Genomic DNA, 18,179 nt, shown 5'->3' with positions numbered 1-18,179 from the left:
TATTACTTCATCTTTAAAATATTGATTACTTCTTTTTTGGTCGAGTCCAACCTTTCTCTCTTCATTCTGAGCTTGTCGAAGAATGACCCCATTGCCCATTTAGTTTTGCGTATGGTTATACCTCGACAAGCTCGGTATGACGGTGGGTGTAGAGTTTATTCTTCTAAAAATATTACTAGTTTTATTGACCTGATTGAATTTTATTCATCCTACTTAGGTTAAAAATGTCCAAAATGAGACATTTGTAAAACTTCTTTTTCATCATTACGAACATATAGAAGCAATCTAAAAATTATTGAATAAAAAGATTGATTTTTTAATCGCTTTAACGAATACTGTTGTTTTATTTTAGTTTTGCAAAGCTTTTTAGATTCAAATTATATCGATAACTTTGCAAAAATAAAAAGATAATTCTACAAAAATGAATATAGCTTCATTCATAGCACGTAAAATTTTATTCAGATCATCAACCTCGCATCGGATATCGAAACCCATTAGCATTTTTAATATCATCGGAATAGCTATTAGCTTTTTAGTTATGTTCATTTCAATATCGGTAGTAGTAGGCTTTAAACAAGAAATTAAGCATAAAGTATCAGGATTTGCAACCGATATTGTTATTAATAATTATGATGCAAATTATTCTTACGAAACAAAACCCATAACTATTTCATCATACGATATAAACCAATTACAAAAAATTAAAGGAATTCGTAATATTCAACTTTATGCTACTAAACCAGGAATTATTAAAGCCCAGACTACATTACACGGTGTTGTGCTAAAAGGAGTTTACAAAGATTTTGACTGGTCGTTTTTAAAAAGAAACATGGTCGAAGGCTCTCCTTTAGCGTTGAACGATAGTACAAAGTCAAATCAAATTGTCATTTCAAAAAAAATAAGCCAATTGTTACAACTCAAAATTGGCGATCCAGTATATCTCTATTTTATTCAAAACCCTCCTCGAATGAGAAAATTTAAAGTATGTGGTATATATGAAACCATGCTCGAAGATTTTGATAACATGTTTGTATTTGTTGATTTACGGCATGTTCAAAAACTAAATGATTGGCAATCCAATCAAATTAGTGGATACGAAATAAACATTCATAACTTCGATTCTGTCAATAACATTAAACAACAAATTTTTTCGATGGTAGGCTCAAAATTTCAAACCGACGGTACTAAACTCAAGGTAACCACCGTCATAGAGCGATACCCCTACATTTTCGATTGGATTGGCTTATTTAATACTAATTTGTGGGTAATATTATTGCTTATGATGATTATTTCTGGCTTCAATATAATATCTGGGTTGTTGGTGCTTATACTTGAACGTATTCATATGATTGGTATCTTAAAAGCAATTGGTTTTTTTGATGCAAATATTCGCAAAATATTTATTTATCTTAGTTTTGTTTACATTTTTGTAGGGCTTTTTATCGGCAACATTTTATCGTTACTACTTTATTATTTTCAAAACAAATATCATTTTGTTCATCTCGATAAAGTATCGTATTATATCGATTACGTACCTATGAAAATAGAACTATGGCAAGTATTATTATTAAATGGAGCCGTAGTTTTTATAACAATATTGTTTTTACTCATTCCTTCTACACTTATAAGTAAAATTGAACCTGTTAAAGCCATTAAATTTGATTAACCTATGGAAAGCATTCGACAACAAAAAGTAGCACGTATGGTACAACGCGAACTAAGCGAGTATTTTCAACAACAATCTCATGCTTTGTTCGAAGGAGCTTTAATTACTGTTACCGTAGTACGTATGAGCCCCGACTTATCGTTAGCAAAAGTTTACCTTAGCATATACGATTTAAAACAAAAGCCCGAAAACATATTTAATCTGGTTGAAGAAAATAAAAAAATAATTCGGCATGCTTTAGGTCAACGCATCCGAAATAAAATAAAATCGATCCCCGAAATAGCTTTCTTTATAGATGATTCGCTCGAATATAGTCAACGCATCGAAGAACTGCTAAAAAAATAAACCATGAACATACATCTTTTCATAGCACGCCGCTATTTAACCTCCAAAAAAACGACACACATTATCAACATTATTTCGTCTATAACGGGTGCCAGTTTTGCTATTGGAACAATGGCTCTTGTTATTATTATTTCTATTTTTAATGGTTTAGAATCGCTTATTATTAATCGTTTTAATGCTTTTGACCCTGATTTAAAAATCACCCCCGTTTATGCTAAAACCTTTGTCCCTGATCATAATTTTATGATTACACTTAAAAGTCTCGATGATATTGACCGTTATGCTTTTACTATCGAAGAAACCGCCCTCGTTAAGTACCACGATATATATCATCCCTTCACCATTAAAGGAGTAGATTTAAACTATGCCGATATGACAGGTTTAGATACCATGATGACAAACGGGCATTTTAGTTTAATTTTTCAAAACCGCCCTGTTGCCGTTATTGGCATGGGAGTTTCTGCCTATCTATCTATAAGCCTTAATTTTACTGCACCTTTAAGCATTTATGCACCCAATCGCTTAACCGACATCAGCACAAGCCCCGATAATGCCTTTGTTATGAAACCCATTTATCCGGTAGGCATATACAGCATCGACCCCGAGATGGACAATTTTGTAATCGTACCTATTTCGTTTGCCCGCGAATTATTTAATTACCAAAACGAAGTCTCATCTATTGAAATTAAATTAAAAAACAGCAACGACATATCAAAAATTGAAACATTACTACAAAAAACCTTAGGACCCAATTTTAATGTAAAAAACCGCTTTGAACAACACCAATTGATTTATCAAATCATGAAATCTGAAAAAGTTATTATTTTCCTAATTCTTTTACTCATATTACTTATTGCTTCTTTTAACATCACTTCATCGCTTACTATGCTCATTATCGAAAAAAAAGAAGATATCAATACACTTCAAAGTATTGGTTTTTCGCTTAAAAGCATAAAAAAAATATTTCTCATCGAAGGGTGGCTCATTGCCATTATTGGCACATTTTCGGGTCTGGTCTTAGGTTTAATTTTCTGCTTTTTACAATATTATTTTGGCATTATACCAATGGAAGGTTCATCGCCCGATGCTTTTATTGTTCAAGCTTATCCGGTAGAAGTTCGACCATTCGATATATTCATTATTGCTATAGCTGTTATAAGTATTGGCTATTTAACTTCGCGTTTCCCAGTTCGATACATTACCAAAAAATATTTACCCGATGAACATAATGGTGTATAAAAATGGCTTTCGATATCATCACTATATTAGGCCCAACAGCATGTGGTAAAACTAAATTAGCAACTCACTTATGTTATACCATAGGAGGCGAAATTATTAGCGCCGATAGCCGACAAGTATATAAACAAATGGATTTAGGCACGGGTAAAGATTTAAACGAATACATCGTAAATGGCAAACACATCCCTTATCACCTTATAAACATTGTAGAACCCGGCGAAAAATATCACGTGTATCGTTACAAACAAGATTTCTTTGCTGCATACAAAATAATTAAACAACATCAGGCTATACCTGTTCTATGCGGTGGATCGGGCATGTATATCGAAGCCATTTTGCGAAACTATAATCTTTTAGAAGTACCCGAAAATACTGATTTACGTAAAAAACTTGAACAGTTCAGTTTAGAAGAACTAACTCAAATATTGGCACAATACAAAAAACTACATAATAAAACGGATGTAGATACTAAAAAAAGAGCTATTCGTGCCATCGAAATCGAAGAATATTATAAACAACATTATTTTAATTCCCCAACATATCCCTCTTTAAATAGCCTCACTATTGGCTTAGACATAGATAGAGAAATAAGAAGACAAAAAATTACCCAACGTTTAAAACAACGTATCGACGAGGGCATGATTGACGAAGTACGCAACTTGCTTCAACAAGGCATAAGTGCCAATGATTTAATTTATTACGGTTTAGAATATAAATACATTACCGAATATTTATTGGGATATTATTCGTTCGATACATTTTTTACTAAACTCGAGACGGCCATCCATCAGTTTGCAAAACGACAAATGACATACTTTAGAGGTATGCAACGAAGAGGCATTAACATACATTGGCTCAATGCTAACGATGATATTCAAAAAAACATAACTAAAATAATTGAACTTTATAAAAAATAACACTTTTTTTCATTGATAAGCAACCCTTATGTTTTAAGTCGTTTTTAAATTTAGCACTTTTCCATTATCTTTGCCTCCAAATATTAAATATCGCATGAAACACATTCGCAACTTTTGTATTATTGCTCACATTGATCATGGAAAAAGTACATTAGCCGACCGTTTGCTTGAGTTTACCGGCACCATTACAGGCAAGCAAATGCAAGAGCAAGTACTTGACGATATGGAGTTAGAGCGTGAACGTGGCATTACTATAAAGAGCCATGCTATTCAAATGGAATACAACTATAACGGTCAAAAATACATTCTCAACCTTATTGATACTCCTGGTCATGTCGATTTTAGCTACGAGGTTTCGCGTGCTATTGCATCGTGCGAAGGAGCACTGCTTGTAGTAGATGCAACACAAGGCATACAAGCACAAACCATATCAAACTTATACCAAGCTATAGACCACAATCTTGAAGTAATACCGGTACTTAACAAAATGGACATGCCCGCTGCTATGCCCGAAGATGTTAAAGACCAAATTGTAGATTTACTTGGATGCAAACGCGAAGAAATAATTGAAGCCAGCGCCAAAACAGGAATGGGCATAGAAAGCATTTTAAACGCTATTATTGAACGCATACCCGCGCCCAATGGAGATCCCAACGCTCCTTTACAAGCTCTCATTTTCGATTCTGTTTTCAATCCATTTCGCGGAATTATTGCATATTTTAGAGTCATCAATGGAACCATTCGCACCCACGATCATGTAAAATTTGTAAATACCGGTGCCGACTATGATGCCGACGAGATTGGAGTGCTAAAATTAAATCTACTCCCGCAAAACGAAATTTCTGCTGGTAATGTAGGCTATATCATATCTGGAATTAAAAATGCGCGAGAGGTTAAAGTTGGTGATACCATTACACATGTTGATAATCCATGCAAAGAAGCAATTGCTGGGTTTGAGAACGTTAAACCTATGGTATTTGCAGGTATTTACCCTGTCGATGCTGACGATTACGAAGATTTACGATCGTCGCTCGAAAAACTTCAACTCAACGACGCATCGCTTACTTTCACACCTGAATCGAGTGCAGCATTGGGATTTGGCTTTAGAGGAGGTTTTTTAGGACTCCTCCACATGGAAATTGTACAAGAACGCCTCGACCGAGAATTTGATATGGACGTTATTACCACCGTACCCAATGTTTCGTATAAGGTTTATACTACAAAAAATGAAGTTATTGAAGTTCATAACCCCTCAGGCTTGCCACCTGTAACGGCTATTGATCATATTGAAGAACCCTATATTACAGCACAAATTATTACCAAATCTGAATTTGTTGGTGCCATAATGAAATTATGTATCGATAAACGTGGTGTTTTAAAAAATCAAAATTATCTTACTACCGATAGAGTTGAAATCATTTTCGAAATGCCCTTAGCCGAAATTGTATTTGATTTTTACGATAAACTCAAAAGTATTTCAAAAGGTTATGCATCGTTCGATTATCATCCACTCGATTATAAGCCAGCTAAACTTGTTAAATTAGACATTTTACTTAATGGTGAACAGGTAGATGCCCTTTCTACCCTCATTCATTTTGATAATGCTTATCCTTTTGGACGTAGAATTTGTGAAAAACTTAAAGAACTTATACCGCGTCAGCAATACGAAGTTGCAATTCAAGCTGCTATCGGAAGCAAAATAATTGCCCGCGAAACCATTAAACCCGTTCGTAAAGACGTAACAGCCAAATGCTATGGAGGCGACATTACTCGCAAACGTAAATTGCTTGAAAAACAAAAGAAAGGCAAAAAACGTATGCGTCAAATTGGTACGGTAGAAGTACCACAATCTGCCTTTTTAGCCGTACTTAAATTAGATTCTTAACGATCAATCCATACATATACCTTGTCGTTTTTGCGAACTATCATAGGTAAATAAATGCTGCATCGTTCGCCTTTTACTGCTTTATTAACTGCTTTGTCGTCTAGTCTTATTTCCGTAATGGTATGTTCTAAAACACCTGTTGTTGGACCTATTATGAGTATTTGCTGACCTATTTCAATTTCCTTTGTTTCAATGAGAATTTCAGCAACATCCATCTTTTTAAAATAATTAGTAACTTTTCCAACATACACCTTCTGCTTAGTAGCACTACTACCATAATTTTCGCTCCATTCGCCTAAGCGTTCGCCCATATAATAACCCGTCCAAAAACCTCTGTTATATACTTGCTTCAATCGACCTATCCATTCGGCTATGCGATCTTGTGAATAAGTTCCATCAAAATAAGCATTAACTGCTTCATGATAACATTGTGTAACTGTTTTAACATATTCGGGAGCCCTTGCCCTACCCTCAATTTTTAATACACTCACACCGGCATCCAAAATTTTATCAAGAATATGAATGGTGCATAAATCCTTTGGCGACATAATATATTCGTTTTCGATATCGAGCTGATATCCGGTTTCTTTATCTGTAACCGTGTACGTACGTCGACAATTTTGTAAACATGCACCTCTATTGGCAGAATGATTATTTTCGTGCAAACTCAAATAACATTTCCCACTTATAGACATGCACAAAGCACCATGTACAAATAGCTCAATACGCACTTTTTTACCCGAGGGGCCTACTATGTTCTCTTCATCTATTAAACGACATATAGCTGCCGTTTGTGAAATAGTAAGTTCACGAGCAAGCACCATAACATCGCAGTAATGAGCAAAAAAACGAACTGCTTCTATATTGCTAATATTTAATTGTGTGGAAGCATGTATTTCAATTCCCACTTTTTGAGCATATTGAAGTACAGCTAAGTCTGTAGCTATTATGGCATGTATCCCAGTAGCTTTGGCTTTATTTACTAAAATTCGCATTTCGTCCATTTCGCCATCGTAGATTACTGTATTAACAGTTAAATATGCTTTTACTCGGTGTTCGTTACAAATAGCTACTATATTTTCTAAATCGTCGATACTAAAATTATAGGTCGATGCCGAACGCATATTGAGCTTTCCAACACCAAAATAAACCGATTGTGCGCCCCCCTGAATAGCCGCCATCAGTGTCTCGTACGAACCCACAGGCGACATTATTTCTATGTCATGACTGTTTTTCATAATATTCTAGTAAACTATTTACTATACCTTGTATATTTTGACTCATCATACATTTAAAATGCTTTTTAGGACATTGATTAAAACCTAATTTACTACATGGACGACAAGGTAAATCGTTAACTTCAAAAACTTTATATTGATTGATGCCTAAATATGGATACATACCAAAAGCAGGAACCGTATTGCCCCAAACGGATACAATATTTTTTTTAAATGCAGCAGCTATATGCATTAAACCTGTATCGCCAGTTAAAACAACCTTTGAATGTTTTACAATCGCTGCCGATTGCATAATAGAATAACTTCCACAAGCATTAAAAACATCGCTTCGTCGAAGTTTAAGCATAACTTCATCCGCTATTTTTTTGTCATTTATATCACCTAATAAAATAATCGGATAATTTATTTTTTCTAATATCGAAATTAATAACGATGGCGGCATTTGTTTAGTAACGTGTTTAGCTCCAACAACAACAGCAAGGTAGCCTTGATGCAAATAAGCAGGTAACTCCGCAAGAACTTTTTCATCGTTGGGCGATAAAAACAATTCTAACCCTTTACCATCATTATGAACATCAAATATTTTTACCGTTTCGAAATATCTATCTACAACATGTACCGATGGTAATTTGTTAATTTTAAAATAAACATACAACCATTTTTTAATATTTAGCTTGGGAAAAGCAAAGCTTAAAATATGAGTTCGATTCTTTATAATCGCTGTTCTTAAATTATGATGTAAATCGATAATATAATCGTACGATTCACTTTTAATTTCTTCAATCGTATCAGATAACTTCGGTTGCAACACCAATAATTTATCTATATATGGATTATCTTTTAAAAGACCACTAAAGGCTGATTTTGTTAAATAATGAATTTCAACACCGTCAACCTGGCTTTTTAGGCAACGAACAATTGGAGTTGTAAGTACGATATCCCCAATTGAACTAAATCGAATAATTAAAAACTTAACCACAAAAAAAATAAATTTGTTGGCAAATTTGGTGATTTTTTATTTGAAAACCAATGTATAAAAATTGAAAGGGTGCTTACACAAAGTAAACACCCATTTCATTAACCCAAATACAACAAACTATGAAAACAATTGTATTGCAAAAATAAAGTAATTTTTAATGACGTTTTTTATTTTTTTATGAATGCCGTATAAAATAAAGCTAACATTTTGCAACAACTGACAAATATTAATACGTCTGATTTTCTGACAGTTATACCATATTATTATTTAGCCAATTATAAATTTTAGCACTTAAGGCTTCGCTAGCAGGAACTAAAGGTAACCTAAATTCATTTTGAATGATTTTTAATTGTGCCAATGCATTTTTTATACCGACAGGATTACCTTCGGCAAATGCTAAACGACAAAACTCAAGTACTTGGTAATGTATGTTTTTAGCCTCTTTGTAATTATCACTCAAGGCCCATCGAACCATGTTTGAAAAGTGTTTGGGGATAGCATTGGCAACAACCGAAATAACACCCTCAACGCCAACAGCTATTAATGGAAGAGTAAGAGCATCGTCACCCGAAATAACCATAAACGAATCTGGCTTTTTTTCTATTATTTCCATTATTTGCTCTATTGAGCCCGAAGCTTCTTTAATGGCAACAATATTGCTAAAATTGTGAGCTATACGTAAGGTCGTGCTAGCCAACATATTAACACCAGTTCGACCAGGGACATTATACAATATAATGGGCTTTTTAGAAGCTTGAGCTAAAACTTCGAAATGTGCATATAAACCTTGTTGATTCGGTTTATTATAATAAGGCGTAACCGACAAAAATGCAACAATATCGGGGTAATTATTCATTGTTTTTATTTCTTCAACAACTTTTGTAGAATGGTTGCCCCCAATACCAAAAACGATAGGTTTTCTGTTGCCATTTGCAGCAATAACGGTTTCTAAAACGAGCTTCTTTTCATCGTTCGATAAAACAGGATTTTCGGCGGTGGTCCCCATTACAACTAAATAATCAACTCCTCCATCTATAACATAATTTACTAATTTTATCAATGCCGGAGTGTCAATATTTTTATCTTTATCGAAGGGTGTAATAAGTGCTACACCAGTTCCTCGTATTTCGTTCATAATTTTAGGTTTTTATTATTTTTAAATAATGTTTTAGTTGCTCTATAAACAATTCACAGTTAAAAGGGTCATCATTTAAGTCTATCATAAAATCGTAATAACCAACATCATTTTGCCTAAGTCCTAACTTCATTTTGGCTACCGAAAAGGCGATTACTGAATTTATAAAATAATTTTGCTTAAAACAAATATTAATAAGAATATCAAAATCAGTACGTATAAAATCATCTAGCCCTTCTTCTATTGGGAATCCTGTAATATCGAAACTTTTTTCTGTAAAAAACGAAGTATTAGAATAAGCCGATGTGGTATCTTCTACGTCGTAAGGTTTAGCAAATCCTAAAGCTCTAAATCTTATTTTATTTTCAATAAAAAAATTAGTAAGAAATCGGGCACAAGTGTTATTATCTGTATCGGTTGCATCAAATAAAACAGCAATATTTCGAGCTGTTTCAAAATTTGAAAACGCCTTTGCTCTCACTACTTTTGTCGCTCGTTTCGACAACAACAAAGATCCAATTTTTAATTTTATATATCCTTTTAAAGACATAAATTAACTTAAATTCTTTTTGTAGCAACGTTTACGCTTATGCTGAATATGTTCATAGCTTTTCCAATGATTTATTGCTTCGTGATTGGTTTCGAATATTCCAGTGGTCTCGGCATATTTTACACCATGTTCGAGCATCGTTTTCTGAAGCTCGGTTATTAAAATAGCAGATACACCTTTACTTTGATATGATGGCTCTATTCCAGTAAGCATTAAATCAACCACTTGAGGGTGCTTTATGGCTCTTAATATATGCCAAAAACCAAAGGGAAATAATTTCCCGTTTGCTTTCTGAAAAGCTTCGGATAGCGAAGGCAAACCAATAATAAAAGCTATAATTTCTTTATGTTCATTTTCAATAAGTTTCACGAACTTAGGATTTAATAATTTTATATACCGATTTACAAAATAGTTTACCATTTCATCGTCAAAAGCGACAACGCTAAAAAGCTCTGCAAATGCAGCATTTAACACTTTAAAGATTTGTTTGCCATATGGGAGCAATTGTTTGGTATTATTAAAGCTTAAAACATTAAGTTTATGGCGTTGTTTTATGAGTTCATTCATCTTTAATGCTTTTTCTGGAATATCCTTCACTGTTAAGCGAAATTCAACCCAGTCAATTTCTTTTACATAACCCAATTGTTCACAAAACTCGTGATAATAAGGCATATGATATTCAGAAGCGATAGAAGGAATATGATCAAAACCCTCAACCAGCATTCCTTGATGATCGAGGTTATTGAAGCCAAGTGGACCCATAACTATTTCCATGCCTTCGCTTTTTAGCCATTCTTCAGCAGTTTGCAACAACAATGAAGCTACTTCAATATTATTTACACACTCAAAACGACTAAAGCGTCCCACGTTTTGTTGCATTTTTTTATTGTAATCATAATTGATAATAGCACCTATTCGCCCCACAATTTTATGCTGGTCGAAGGCTAACCAAAACTTTGCTTTACAATGTCTAAATGCAGGATTATGTTCAGGCATTAAACCTTTAACCTCATCGGCAATTATTGGTGGAACCCAAAATGGATTCTCCTTATAAATAGAAAAAGGAAATTTTACAAAATGTTCAATATCACGTCTAGTTTTTACTTCGCAAATTTTAATATCCATATCAAAAAAATAAAGACAAAAATAGGTGAAATAAACGAATGTTACAAAAAATGCTTATTACCTAAAAAAAACTAAACCTTTTAATCATTAGTATCGTAAAAAAATGAAGTTTTAATGATGCTTATGAATCAAAATTTAAGTTTAGTACTTCAATTAAATGTTAACCCACAATTAGAAATTGTTCAAATTCTTATTGTCAATGCCCCAAATGTTAACAATACCATTAAAGTGGGTCAAAATTTTAAAGAGATCATTAACGATAACTCGTTGCTGCACTTAATAAGTGAAGTTATTCAACAGGGTAAAGTTAACGAAGAAATTGAAGTTAAGCTTTCAAACACACTTTTAATTGGTAGTTTTAAGCTTATTATAAACAAAATTCATCCTCAATTATATAGCATAATTTTTTTAAAACACTTAAATTCTTTAAAAACTGAAAATAAGTTTAATCCACTCGAAAATCTTTTACTAAACTTAAGTACAGATGGTATCATACTTGTCAATCGTTTTGGTTATATACAATACTGTAACAAAGCATTTTACGAAATGTCGAAATATTCGATGAACCTTTTAAAAAATAAGTTGTTTTATCCTCTTTTCATACGTTCAAACGAATGGTCAATTTCTTCAGATAAAGAAGTTTTTCATAACGACGAAATGATTGCTTTAGACGGAGCCATAATACCCGTTCAAATACGCAAACATACTTTAAAAATTTCGGAAACCGAAAAAGGGGTTGTTTACATTGTAAAAAATATAAGTCAACTAAAATCAGTAGAAAACGAATTAAACATACGCGAAAAAATAATAGAAAGCATTTTTTATGCTTCACGTCAATTTTTATTCTCAACAAATTGGGAAGAAAATATATTTAACGTTTTAGCTCATTTAGGGAAAGCAATAAAAGCAAGCCGCATCAATCTCATTGAAAATCGTGTAAATAGCAAAGATGAAATTTGCATGAAATTTAATACCATATGGACAATCGACCATTTAAATCAAAATATACTTGCCAACCAAAAATGTGTGCCTTACTTTCCCGAACACGATGAGCTATTTTTTGAGCTTTCGGCCGGAAACATTTACTATATTGACGCTGATGAGAAATACGCCTTTTACCATCAACATATGAATATAAAATCGGCCATACTCATTCCTATTTTTATGCAAGACGAATGGTGGGGCTTTTTAGGTGTTGATGAATGCTATCAACACAGAGCATTTAAAAATTCTGAAATACATGCATTAAAACAAATTGCCGACCTCATTGGGGCTGCCATATATCAACAAAAAATACTTAAACAAACACAGTTATTAAAAGAAAAATCAGAAGAAAGCGATCGACTAAAAACCGCTTTTTTATCGAATATTGGACATGAATTAAGAACTCCGCTCAATGCAGTTATTGGTTTTAGCGAACTTCTTAAAAAAAATAATTTAGAACCTGAAAAACAAAAAGAATTTATTCAACACATTATAGACAATAGCCAAAAGCTTTTACAATCTATCGACCATTTAGTAAATTTTGCTAAACTCGAAGCAAATACTATTGTTATAAAACCAGAAACCATTAATATTTTTAATTTCTTAAATGAAATTGCTTTTTTTACAAAAAATGAAATAAACAAAAGTCGTAAAAATATTGATGTTTCAATTAATTGTAACAGTTACGATTTTCAAATTATTACCAACAAAAAGCTTTTAGTTCAAACATTTACTCAACTTTTAACTAATGCCATCAAATTTACCTTAAATGGTCGCATCGAAATAGGTTGTCGATTAAAAGATGAACTTTTTGAATTTTATGTATTAGATACTGGTATTGGTATTGAACACGATAAATTGTCGGTAGTTTTTAACCGTTTTCGAATTTTAGAAAACGAAACGACACGAACCAATCCCGGTATGGGCATCGGTCTTCCCATTACCAAACGGATAATCGAAAAACTCAATGGCCATATATGGATAGAATCAGAGCTTAATCATGGAACAACCGTATTTTTTACATTACCCAAGGAAATTATCTCAAACACAACTTACAATACTCAACAATCAATAGATAAATTAGAACCATCAACCTTATATTTGCTCGAAGAAAGAAATGATATTTTTTACAAAATTTATTCAATACTAAAAGTTGAGTTTAACAATATTATACGAATAAAAAAAGTTGAGGAAATAAAACCCGAAAAAGCTTCGATCATTATTCTAAATTCTTCCAATTTAAACCCATCTGATGTCCAATATTTAAAAAACTTACAGAAACAATATCCACAAATCAAACTAATGAGTCAATCATTTAATATTCAACACAATACTACACCTAACATCGACGGCTTTACGCTTTTACCTCAAAACTATGGACAAATATTACCTACTATTAAATCAATTTTAAAACGTTAGCTTATGAACAAATGTATTATCATCATTATTATGAGCGTTTGTATTTCGGTAAAATTATTAGCTCAAACAAACCAACAAGTAAACATTCAACAAGAAGCACAATTCCCTGGTGGCGATCAAGCACTTATTAAATATATTTACGAAAACATTCACTGGCCTTCGAATATAAAAGGCGACGTTATAAACGATGAATGTATGTTAAGTTTAGATGTTAGAGCCGATAGTTTAATCGAAAACATTGTATTTCTTAAAAAAGTAGGCTATGGCATCGACGAACAAATTAGCGAATTATTGAAACGCAAAAAATTTATTCCATCTATACAAAATAACACGCCCGTAAAAATGAATATAATGCTTACTATTCCTATTCAATACAGAAATAAATAATTAAAAGAAAAATCAATTTTTGCTACAATTACAAAATATATACTTAAGAGAAACATCTAGCATTTATACATTTCGCAAAGAAGTTTTTTATATTTTTCGTACAGAACTTTACGTTTAAGTTTGAGTGTAGGGCTTAACTCGCCTGTTTGTGGCGACCATGCATCGGCAACAATTTTAAATTTTTTTATTTGTTCATGAGGGCTTAACGTTTCGTTTATTTTTTGAATTTCTTCGCCAATACGGTCAACCAATAATGGATGCTCTATCAATTCCTGATTGTTGGTATAATGAATCTTATGCTTGACAGCCCAAAAGTGTAAATGATTAAAATTAGGTGAAATAATGCTTGCAACATATTTTTCGTTTTCACCAACAACAAAAGCCTGTTCAATAAAAATTGATTCTTTGAGCTTATTTTCTATAACTTGTGGGGCGATGTACTTTCCACCAGCATTTTTAAAAATTTCTTTTTTTCGGTCGGTAATCTTTAAAAACTTATTTTCAACTATTTCACCAATATCGCCCGTATGAAACCATCCATCGGCATCAATAACCTCACTTGTTGATTTCTCATCTTTATAATACCCTTTCATAACATTAGGACCTTTTACTAATATTTCGCCATCTTCAGCAATTTTAACTTGAACATTTTCTAATATTGGTCCTACGGTTCCAAAACGCACATTATCACCATGAGGGTCGTTTACTGCAATTACAGGCGAAGTTTCAGTTAGCCCATAGCCTTCAAGGACTTGAATCCCCATAGCCCAGAAAAAACGTAATAATCGAACCTGTATGGCAGCCCCACCTGATATAATAATTCTTAAATTTCCACCTAACGATTTTTTGATTTTCTGATAAACAAGTACATCGGCAATAAATTGTTTTATTCTATAGCCCCAATTAGGATGTAAATTGTAACGGAGAGCAAGATTTACTGCCCAGTTAAAAATTTTTTTCTTTATACCTTCTGTGTCCTTACCCTTGGCTTGTATTTTATCGTAAATACTTTCTAATAAACGTGGTACTGTAGTTATACCATGAACTTTTATCTCACGTAAGTTTTCGGGAATAGTTCCAATATTTTCGGCATAATAAATACTTATTCCTAAATACTGAAAATGATAATTGAGCATACGTTCGTATATATGACAAAGTGGCAAAAAGCTCAATACTCTATGTTTTGAATTGAGCGGTTGTATTTTACAAGTAGAAATAACATTGGAAACTAAATTTTGATGGCTTAACATAACTCCTTTGGGCATACCTGTTGTCCCAGAGGTATATATTATAGTTGCAATGTCATGTATGTCTATACTTTTCTTAATAGAATTTAGTGTTTGCTGATGTTTAGAAGCTAATTTTCGACCATTTTCAATAAGTGCATAAATATTTGAATCGTGTAAACACTCGTTTTTCCATAAGCAAAAAACTTTTTGAATAGAAGTAGTTTTATCTATAGCCGGTTTTACACGCTGATAAATAACATCATCGCCCACAAAGATTGCTTTTGCATCGCTATGATTAAATATATAAATGTATTCTTCAACGTTAATATTCGGGTAAACGGGAATATGAATAATGCCGAGTTGTGCAAGCGCCATATCCATAAAATTCCATTCGGGTTTATTTGAAGAAACACTCAATATTTTATCTCCTTTATTAAAACCATACTCAAGCAATGAGTAACTAATGCAATCGACATATTCTTTATACGACTGAGAGGAATAAATAAACCAAACTCCATTTCGTTTACCACCAAAAACATCAATTTTGGAGGGATACAGCTCACAAATATGATCTATAATATCGAATGTACGACGAATTGCTGCCATCAATTTTTTTTCTGCAAAGTAAAGTTATATTTTTTTATTTCACAACGACAAACTGTAACACACTGAATATTTATTATTTATAAAAACATTTTTTATGCCTAAATTCAAAAATAATCCGTTACTTTTTATTTATGTATAAAAATAAAATCACCACCTTCATCACCCGATTCGCGAATTTCGCCATACTGTGGAACCTGATTTACCGAACTATTATTAATAACAGCATCTTTAAAACTAACAAAAAGTTTTTCGGTGGGAAGAAATTTTTCTTGATTTTCGCTTAGTCTTTTAAGTAAAAAATCCATAAACACACTTTTATCAGGGACCGTAGTCATTGTTCCACTTGTCATTGCCTTGCGACTGGGCAATTTCATTAATTCGCTTATTGCAGCAGGAGCTTCTGAAAAGGCAGAGCGTGTTTTAAAAATACCTCCACTAAAACAAGCATCGGCTATCAAAAGCGTATGTTTGGCTGGTATGGCTTTAATATATGCTCGTAACTCTATGTTTGAAAACCAGTTAACAGGATTGTCTTTTTGTGCATCTACAGGTAGCCAATAGCCTGTTTGCATGGCTTCGTCCCAGTATCCATGACCAGCATAAAAAATCATTAGATTATCTTCATTGGTGATTTTAAAGCGGTATTGGTATAATGCTTGAATAATTTGAGATTTGGTTGGATTCTTTAAAAAAATTATATTTTCTTTTTCAAATGTGTAGATATTTGTGAGCAATTCTACCAACTGGCTTGCATCTTTTACAGGACGATCCAAATCGTTAATTTTATTATCCATATAATCTTCAACTCCGATTATTAAGGCATAATATTTACCAGAAACCGGATTATAAAAAATATTAGCTTCAGACATTGATAAAGTATCTACATTAACCGCCAATATTTTTATAGTATTCTGTCCCAGTGTAAGTTTTATTTTTTTCTTTATAGCAAAGTCGCATTCTGAGCGAAATTCCTGTGCACCATAAAGTATTTCTTCTAATAATTTTCCATTTTGATAAACAGATACCGATTTTATTGGCTTAGACGATTTAATGCAAACATCAACCATAAAGTTTTCGAACGAAGTAGTTTGATTAGTAGCAGCAGGTAAATTCCATACAATTTGAGGAAGAACTTTAATCGGTTTTGGCTCAATAACCGGTTTTTCAATAACAACCGTATCCTTTTGTACAATGAATACCGTATCTTTTTTAATTTCTAAAGATCTTTGATTTGTAATATTAAATTTTTGCACACCTGTTGAACCTTCGATTTGAGGAAATACATTATAGCTAAAGCAAAGAATAACGATTAATATGCATATTTTTCTCATAGTCATAAGATTAAAATTTTAGTCCAAACAACAGAGAAATACTATTGTAGTATTGCGATTTACCGTTTATACTTAACCTTTCAGATGGGTGGATTTTACTAAAAGAAAAACCTATGGAAAGTTTTCTAATAATATAATTTGTACCAATCTGTGCGCTCCACCCAGGTATCGACAAATTATTATTTTCGAAAAATGAACCACTTACTATAAAAGCTTCGCCACCTTCAACAAACTTACAATTCAAATAGTTGAATGTAACAAAAGGATTGAGTTTAGGTGTAATTTTTAAAGAGAACCCTCCACCAATAGAATAAGTAAAAATTATAAAACGTGAATTTATCGACTGTTCATTAACATAATCTTTTTTAATTCTACTTACTGAAAACTTAAAAACAGGATTTATTGAAGCGAATACGCCAATAATGTTAATTCCTATTCCTAATCCATTGCTGCCGTCACCAAAAATTATTGAATTATCGAGGGTATAAAGCATAGTTCCATTCTTGTTTTAATTAACATTCTTTTCGGGAATATTTTGCGACGTGATATTTTGAGTTTTTATTATTTCATTGGAGTTATTAATTTTTTCGATTCTAACAATAAATTCGGCTTCTGTTAATTCATCAACATCTTTTAATACGTCCCATACTACTTTTTAAATTTACCAGGTGTTATGCTGTCGCCCATATCGCCCGAAACGCTTTTTAGTACAAATCTTCTACCATTGGTTATACACGAAATGCTAATTTTAAAAGTTTGGCCGGGTTGAGCATTTGAAATGGTATAGAAAATATTTACTTTGTCAGCCATCTTGTTCCGCAAAAATATTCTCTAATGTTTGCGATTTCAAAGAGAAAAATAATAAAATACCAATTAAAATAAAAAAAAGCTTTATTCATTTTAAAATTTTAAATAACTTGAATATACAAATGTAATATATTTTTTTTGATAAACATTTTTTTTGCTCATTCTCTCCTTAACAAAAATTTTTATACATTTGCATAAATACCCATAATTTATGAAATAGCCATGAGAATAAATTCACAGCAACCGAAAATGAAATTATCACTCACAAATAAGCCTTGCTCTTTATTCGAATGGCGTATTCCATGTGACCTTAATTTAAAAATTAAAAAATAATTAC

16 protein-coding genes are annotated in these 18,179 nt (G+C 32.4%); 7 read left to right on the top strand and 9 right to left on the bottom strand.

Annotation, left to right across the window (positions count from 1 at the left end; all coding sequences use genetic code 11):
• The first annotated feature begins 421 nt into the window (after positions 1–421).
• The 5 genes from HPY79_10765 to lepA all read left to right on the top strand — a co-directional run bounded on the left by HPY79_10765 (position 422) and on the right by lepA (position 6,052).
• Positions 422–1,666: an ABC transporter permease gene (locus HPY79_10765; protein ID NSW46283.1), complete on the top strand. Its 1,245-nt coding sequence runs from the start codon at positions 422–424 to the stop codon at positions 1,664–1,666.
• Positions 1,667–1,669: 3 nt separating this feature from the next.
• Positions 1,670–2,011, top strand: a complete 342-nt coding sequence (gene rbfA, locus HPY79_10760; GenBank protein ID NSW46282.1) for a 30S ribosome-binding factor RbfA — start codon at positions 1,670–1,672, stop codon at positions 2,009–2,011.
• Positions 2,012–2,014: 3 nt separating this feature from the next.
• Complete coding sequence (locus HPY79_10755; protein NSW46281.1) at positions 2,015–3,250, top strand: ABC transporter permease; 1,236 nt, start codon at positions 2,015–2,017, stop codon at positions 3,248–3,250.
• A gap of 2 nt (positions 3,251–3,252) precedes the next feature.
• The gene (gene miaA / locus HPY79_10750; GenBank protein ID NSW46280.1) at positions 3,253–4,167 is read left to right on the top strand and encodes a tRNA (adenosine(37)-N6)-dimethylallyltransferase MiaA; all 915 of its coding nucleotides are present in this window, start codon (positions 3,253–3,255) and stop codon (positions 4,165–4,167) included.
• A gap of 94 nt (positions 4,168–4,261) precedes the next feature.
• Positions 4,262–6,052 (top strand): elongation factor 4, encoded by a 1,791-nt coding sequence (gene lepA / locus HPY79_10745; protein ID NSW46279.1) that lies wholly within the window; start codon positions 4,262–4,264, stop codon positions 6,050–6,052.
• On the opposite strand, the gene HPY79_10740 is transcribed toward lepA, so the two are convergent.
• The 5 genes from HPY79_10740 to HPY79_10720 form a co-directional block, all read right to left on the bottom strand.
• On the bottom strand, positions 6,049–7,290 hold the full coding sequence (locus tag HPY79_10740; protein ID NSW46278.1) for a U32 family peptidase: 1,242 nt from the start codon (positions 7,288–7,290) through the stop codon (positions 6,049–6,051). The genes lepA and HPY79_10740 overlap by 4 nt on opposite strands.
• Complete coding sequence (locus HPY79_10735) at positions 7,274–8,269, bottom strand: glycosyltransferase family 9 protein (protein NSW46277.1); 996 nt, start codon at positions 8,267–8,269, stop codon at positions 7,274–7,276. The genes HPY79_10740 and HPY79_10735 overlap by 17 nt, the downstream gene beginning before the upstream one ends.
• Positions 8,270–8,519: 250 nt before the next feature.
• Positions 8,520–9,404: a 4-hydroxy-tetrahydrodipicolinate synthase gene (locus HPY79_10730; GenBank protein NSW46276.1), complete on the bottom strand. Its 885-nt coding sequence runs from the start codon at positions 9,402–9,404 to the stop codon at positions 8,520–8,522.
• 4 nt (positions 9,405–9,408) lie between these two features.
• Complete coding sequence (locus tag HPY79_10725; GenBank protein ID NSW46275.1) at positions 9,409–9,954, bottom strand: hypothetical protein; 546 nt, start codon at positions 9,952–9,954, stop codon at positions 9,409–9,411.
• A gap of 3 nt (positions 9,955–9,957) precedes the next feature.
• Positions 9,958–11,079 (bottom strand): hypothetical protein, encoded by a 1,122-nt coding sequence (locus HPY79_10720; GenBank protein ID NSW46274.1) that lies wholly within the window; start codon positions 11,077–11,079, stop codon positions 9,958–9,960.
• A gap of 114 nt (positions 11,080–11,193) precedes the next feature.
• Here HPY79_10720 and HPY79_10715 point away from each other — a divergent pair, with 114 nt between their 5' ends.
• Together HPY79_10715 and HPY79_10710 are read left to right on the top strand one after the other, a co-directional pair.
• Positions 11,194–13,482 carry a PAS domain-containing sensor histidine kinase gene (locus HPY79_10715; GenBank protein NSW46273.1) on the top strand — a complete coding sequence of 763 codons (2,289 nt, stop codon included), beginning with the start codon at positions 11,194–11,196 and terminating at the stop codon, positions 13,480–13,482.
• A 3-nt stretch (positions 13,483–13,485) separates the two neighbouring features.
• Positions 13,486–13,869: a hypothetical protein gene (locus HPY79_10710; protein NSW46272.1), complete on the top strand. Its 384-nt coding sequence runs from the start codon at positions 13,486–13,488 to the stop codon at positions 13,867–13,869.
• A gap of 56 nt (positions 13,870–13,925) precedes the next feature.
• On the opposite strand, the gene HPY79_10705 is transcribed toward HPY79_10710, so the two are convergent.
• The 4 genes from HPY79_10705 to HPY79_10690 all read right to left on the bottom strand — a co-directional run bounded on the left by HPY79_10705 (position 13,926) and on the right by HPY79_10690 (position 17,845).
• A complete protein-coding gene (locus HPY79_10705) occupies positions 13,926–15,704 on the bottom strand; it encodes a long-chain fatty acid--CoA ligase (GenBank protein ID NSW46271.1) in 1,779 nt (592 codons plus the stop codon).
• Positions 15,705–15,829: 125 nt separating this feature from the next.
• Complete coding sequence (locus HPY79_10700) at positions 15,830–17,035, bottom strand: caspase family protein (GenBank protein NSW46270.1); 1,206 nt, start codon at positions 17,033–17,035, stop codon at positions 15,830–15,832.
• Between the two features lie 10 nt (positions 17,036–17,045).
• Complete coding sequence (locus tag HPY79_10695) at positions 17,046–17,528, bottom strand: hypothetical protein (protein ID NSW46269.1); 483 nt, start codon at positions 17,526–17,528, stop codon at positions 17,046–17,048.
• Between the two features lie 155 nt (positions 17,529–17,683).
• Entirely contained in the window at positions 17,684–17,845 is a 162-nt protein-coding gene (locus tag HPY79_10690) for a hypothetical protein (protein ID NSW46268.1), read from the bottom strand.
• Positions 17,846–18,179: the final 334 nt, after the last annotated feature.

It is taken from the genome of Bacteroidales bacterium (assembly GCA_013314715.1).
Taxonomy (GTDB): Bacteria; Bacteroidota; Bacteroidia; order Bacteroidales; family GWA2-32-17; genus Ch61.
Note: the sequence above shows the minus strand (reverse complement) of the source record. Positions and strands in the feature narration are given on the sequence as shown.

Coding starts and splice junctions, on each gene's coding strand:
- HPY79_10765 (NSW46283.1), top strand. CDS start 422: ATGAATATAGCTTCATTCATAGCACGTAAAATTTTATTCAGATCATCA.
- rbfA (NSW46282.1), top strand. CDS start 1,670: ATGGAAAGCATTCGACAACAAAAAGTAGCACGTATGGTACAACGCGAA.
- HPY79_10755 (NSW46281.1), top strand. CDS start 2,015: ATGAACATACATCTTTTCATAGCACGCCGCTATTTAACCTCCAAAAAA.
- miaA (NSW46280.1), top strand. CDS start 3,253: ATGGCTTTCGATATCATCACTATATTAGGCCCAACAGCATGTGGTAAA.
- lepA (NSW46279.1), top strand. CDS start 4,262: ATGAAACACATTCGCAACTTTTGTATTATTGCTCACATTGATCATGGA.
- HPY79_10740 (NSW46278.1), bottom strand. CDS start 7,290: ATGAAAAACAGTCATGACATAGAAATAATGTCGCCTGTGGGTTCGTAC.
- HPY79_10730 (NSW46276.1), bottom strand. CDS start 9,404: ATGAACGAAATACGAGGAACTGGTGTAGCACTTATTACACCCTTCGAT.
- HPY79_10725 (NSW46275.1), bottom strand. CDS start 9,954: ATGTCTTTAAAAGGATATATAAAATTAAAAATTGGATCTTTGTTGTTG.
- HPY79_10720 (NSW46274.1), bottom strand. CDS start 11,079: ATGGATATTAAAATTTGCGAAGTAAAAACTAGACGTGATATTGAACAT.
- HPY79_10715 (NSW46273.1), top strand. CDS start 11,194: ATGATGCTTATGAATCAAAATTTAAGTTTAGTACTTCAATTAAATGTT.
- HPY79_10710 (NSW46272.1), top strand. CDS start 13,486: ATGAACAAATGTATTATCATCATTATTATGAGCGTTTGTATTTCGGTA.
- HPY79_10705 (NSW46271.1), bottom strand. CDS start 15,704: ATGGCAGCAATTCGTCGTACATTCGATATTATAGATCATATTTGTGAG.
- HPY79_10700 (NSW46270.1), bottom strand. CDS start 17,035: ATGAGAAAAATATGCATATTAATCGTTATTCTTTGCTTTAGCTATAAT.
- HPY79_10695 (NSW46269.1), bottom strand. CDS start 17,528: ATGCTTTATACCCTCGATAATTCAATAATTTTTGGTGACGGCAGCAAT.
- HPY79_10690 (NSW46268.1), bottom strand. CDS start 17,845: ATGGCTGACAAAGTAAATATTTTCTATACCATTTCAAATGCTCAACCC.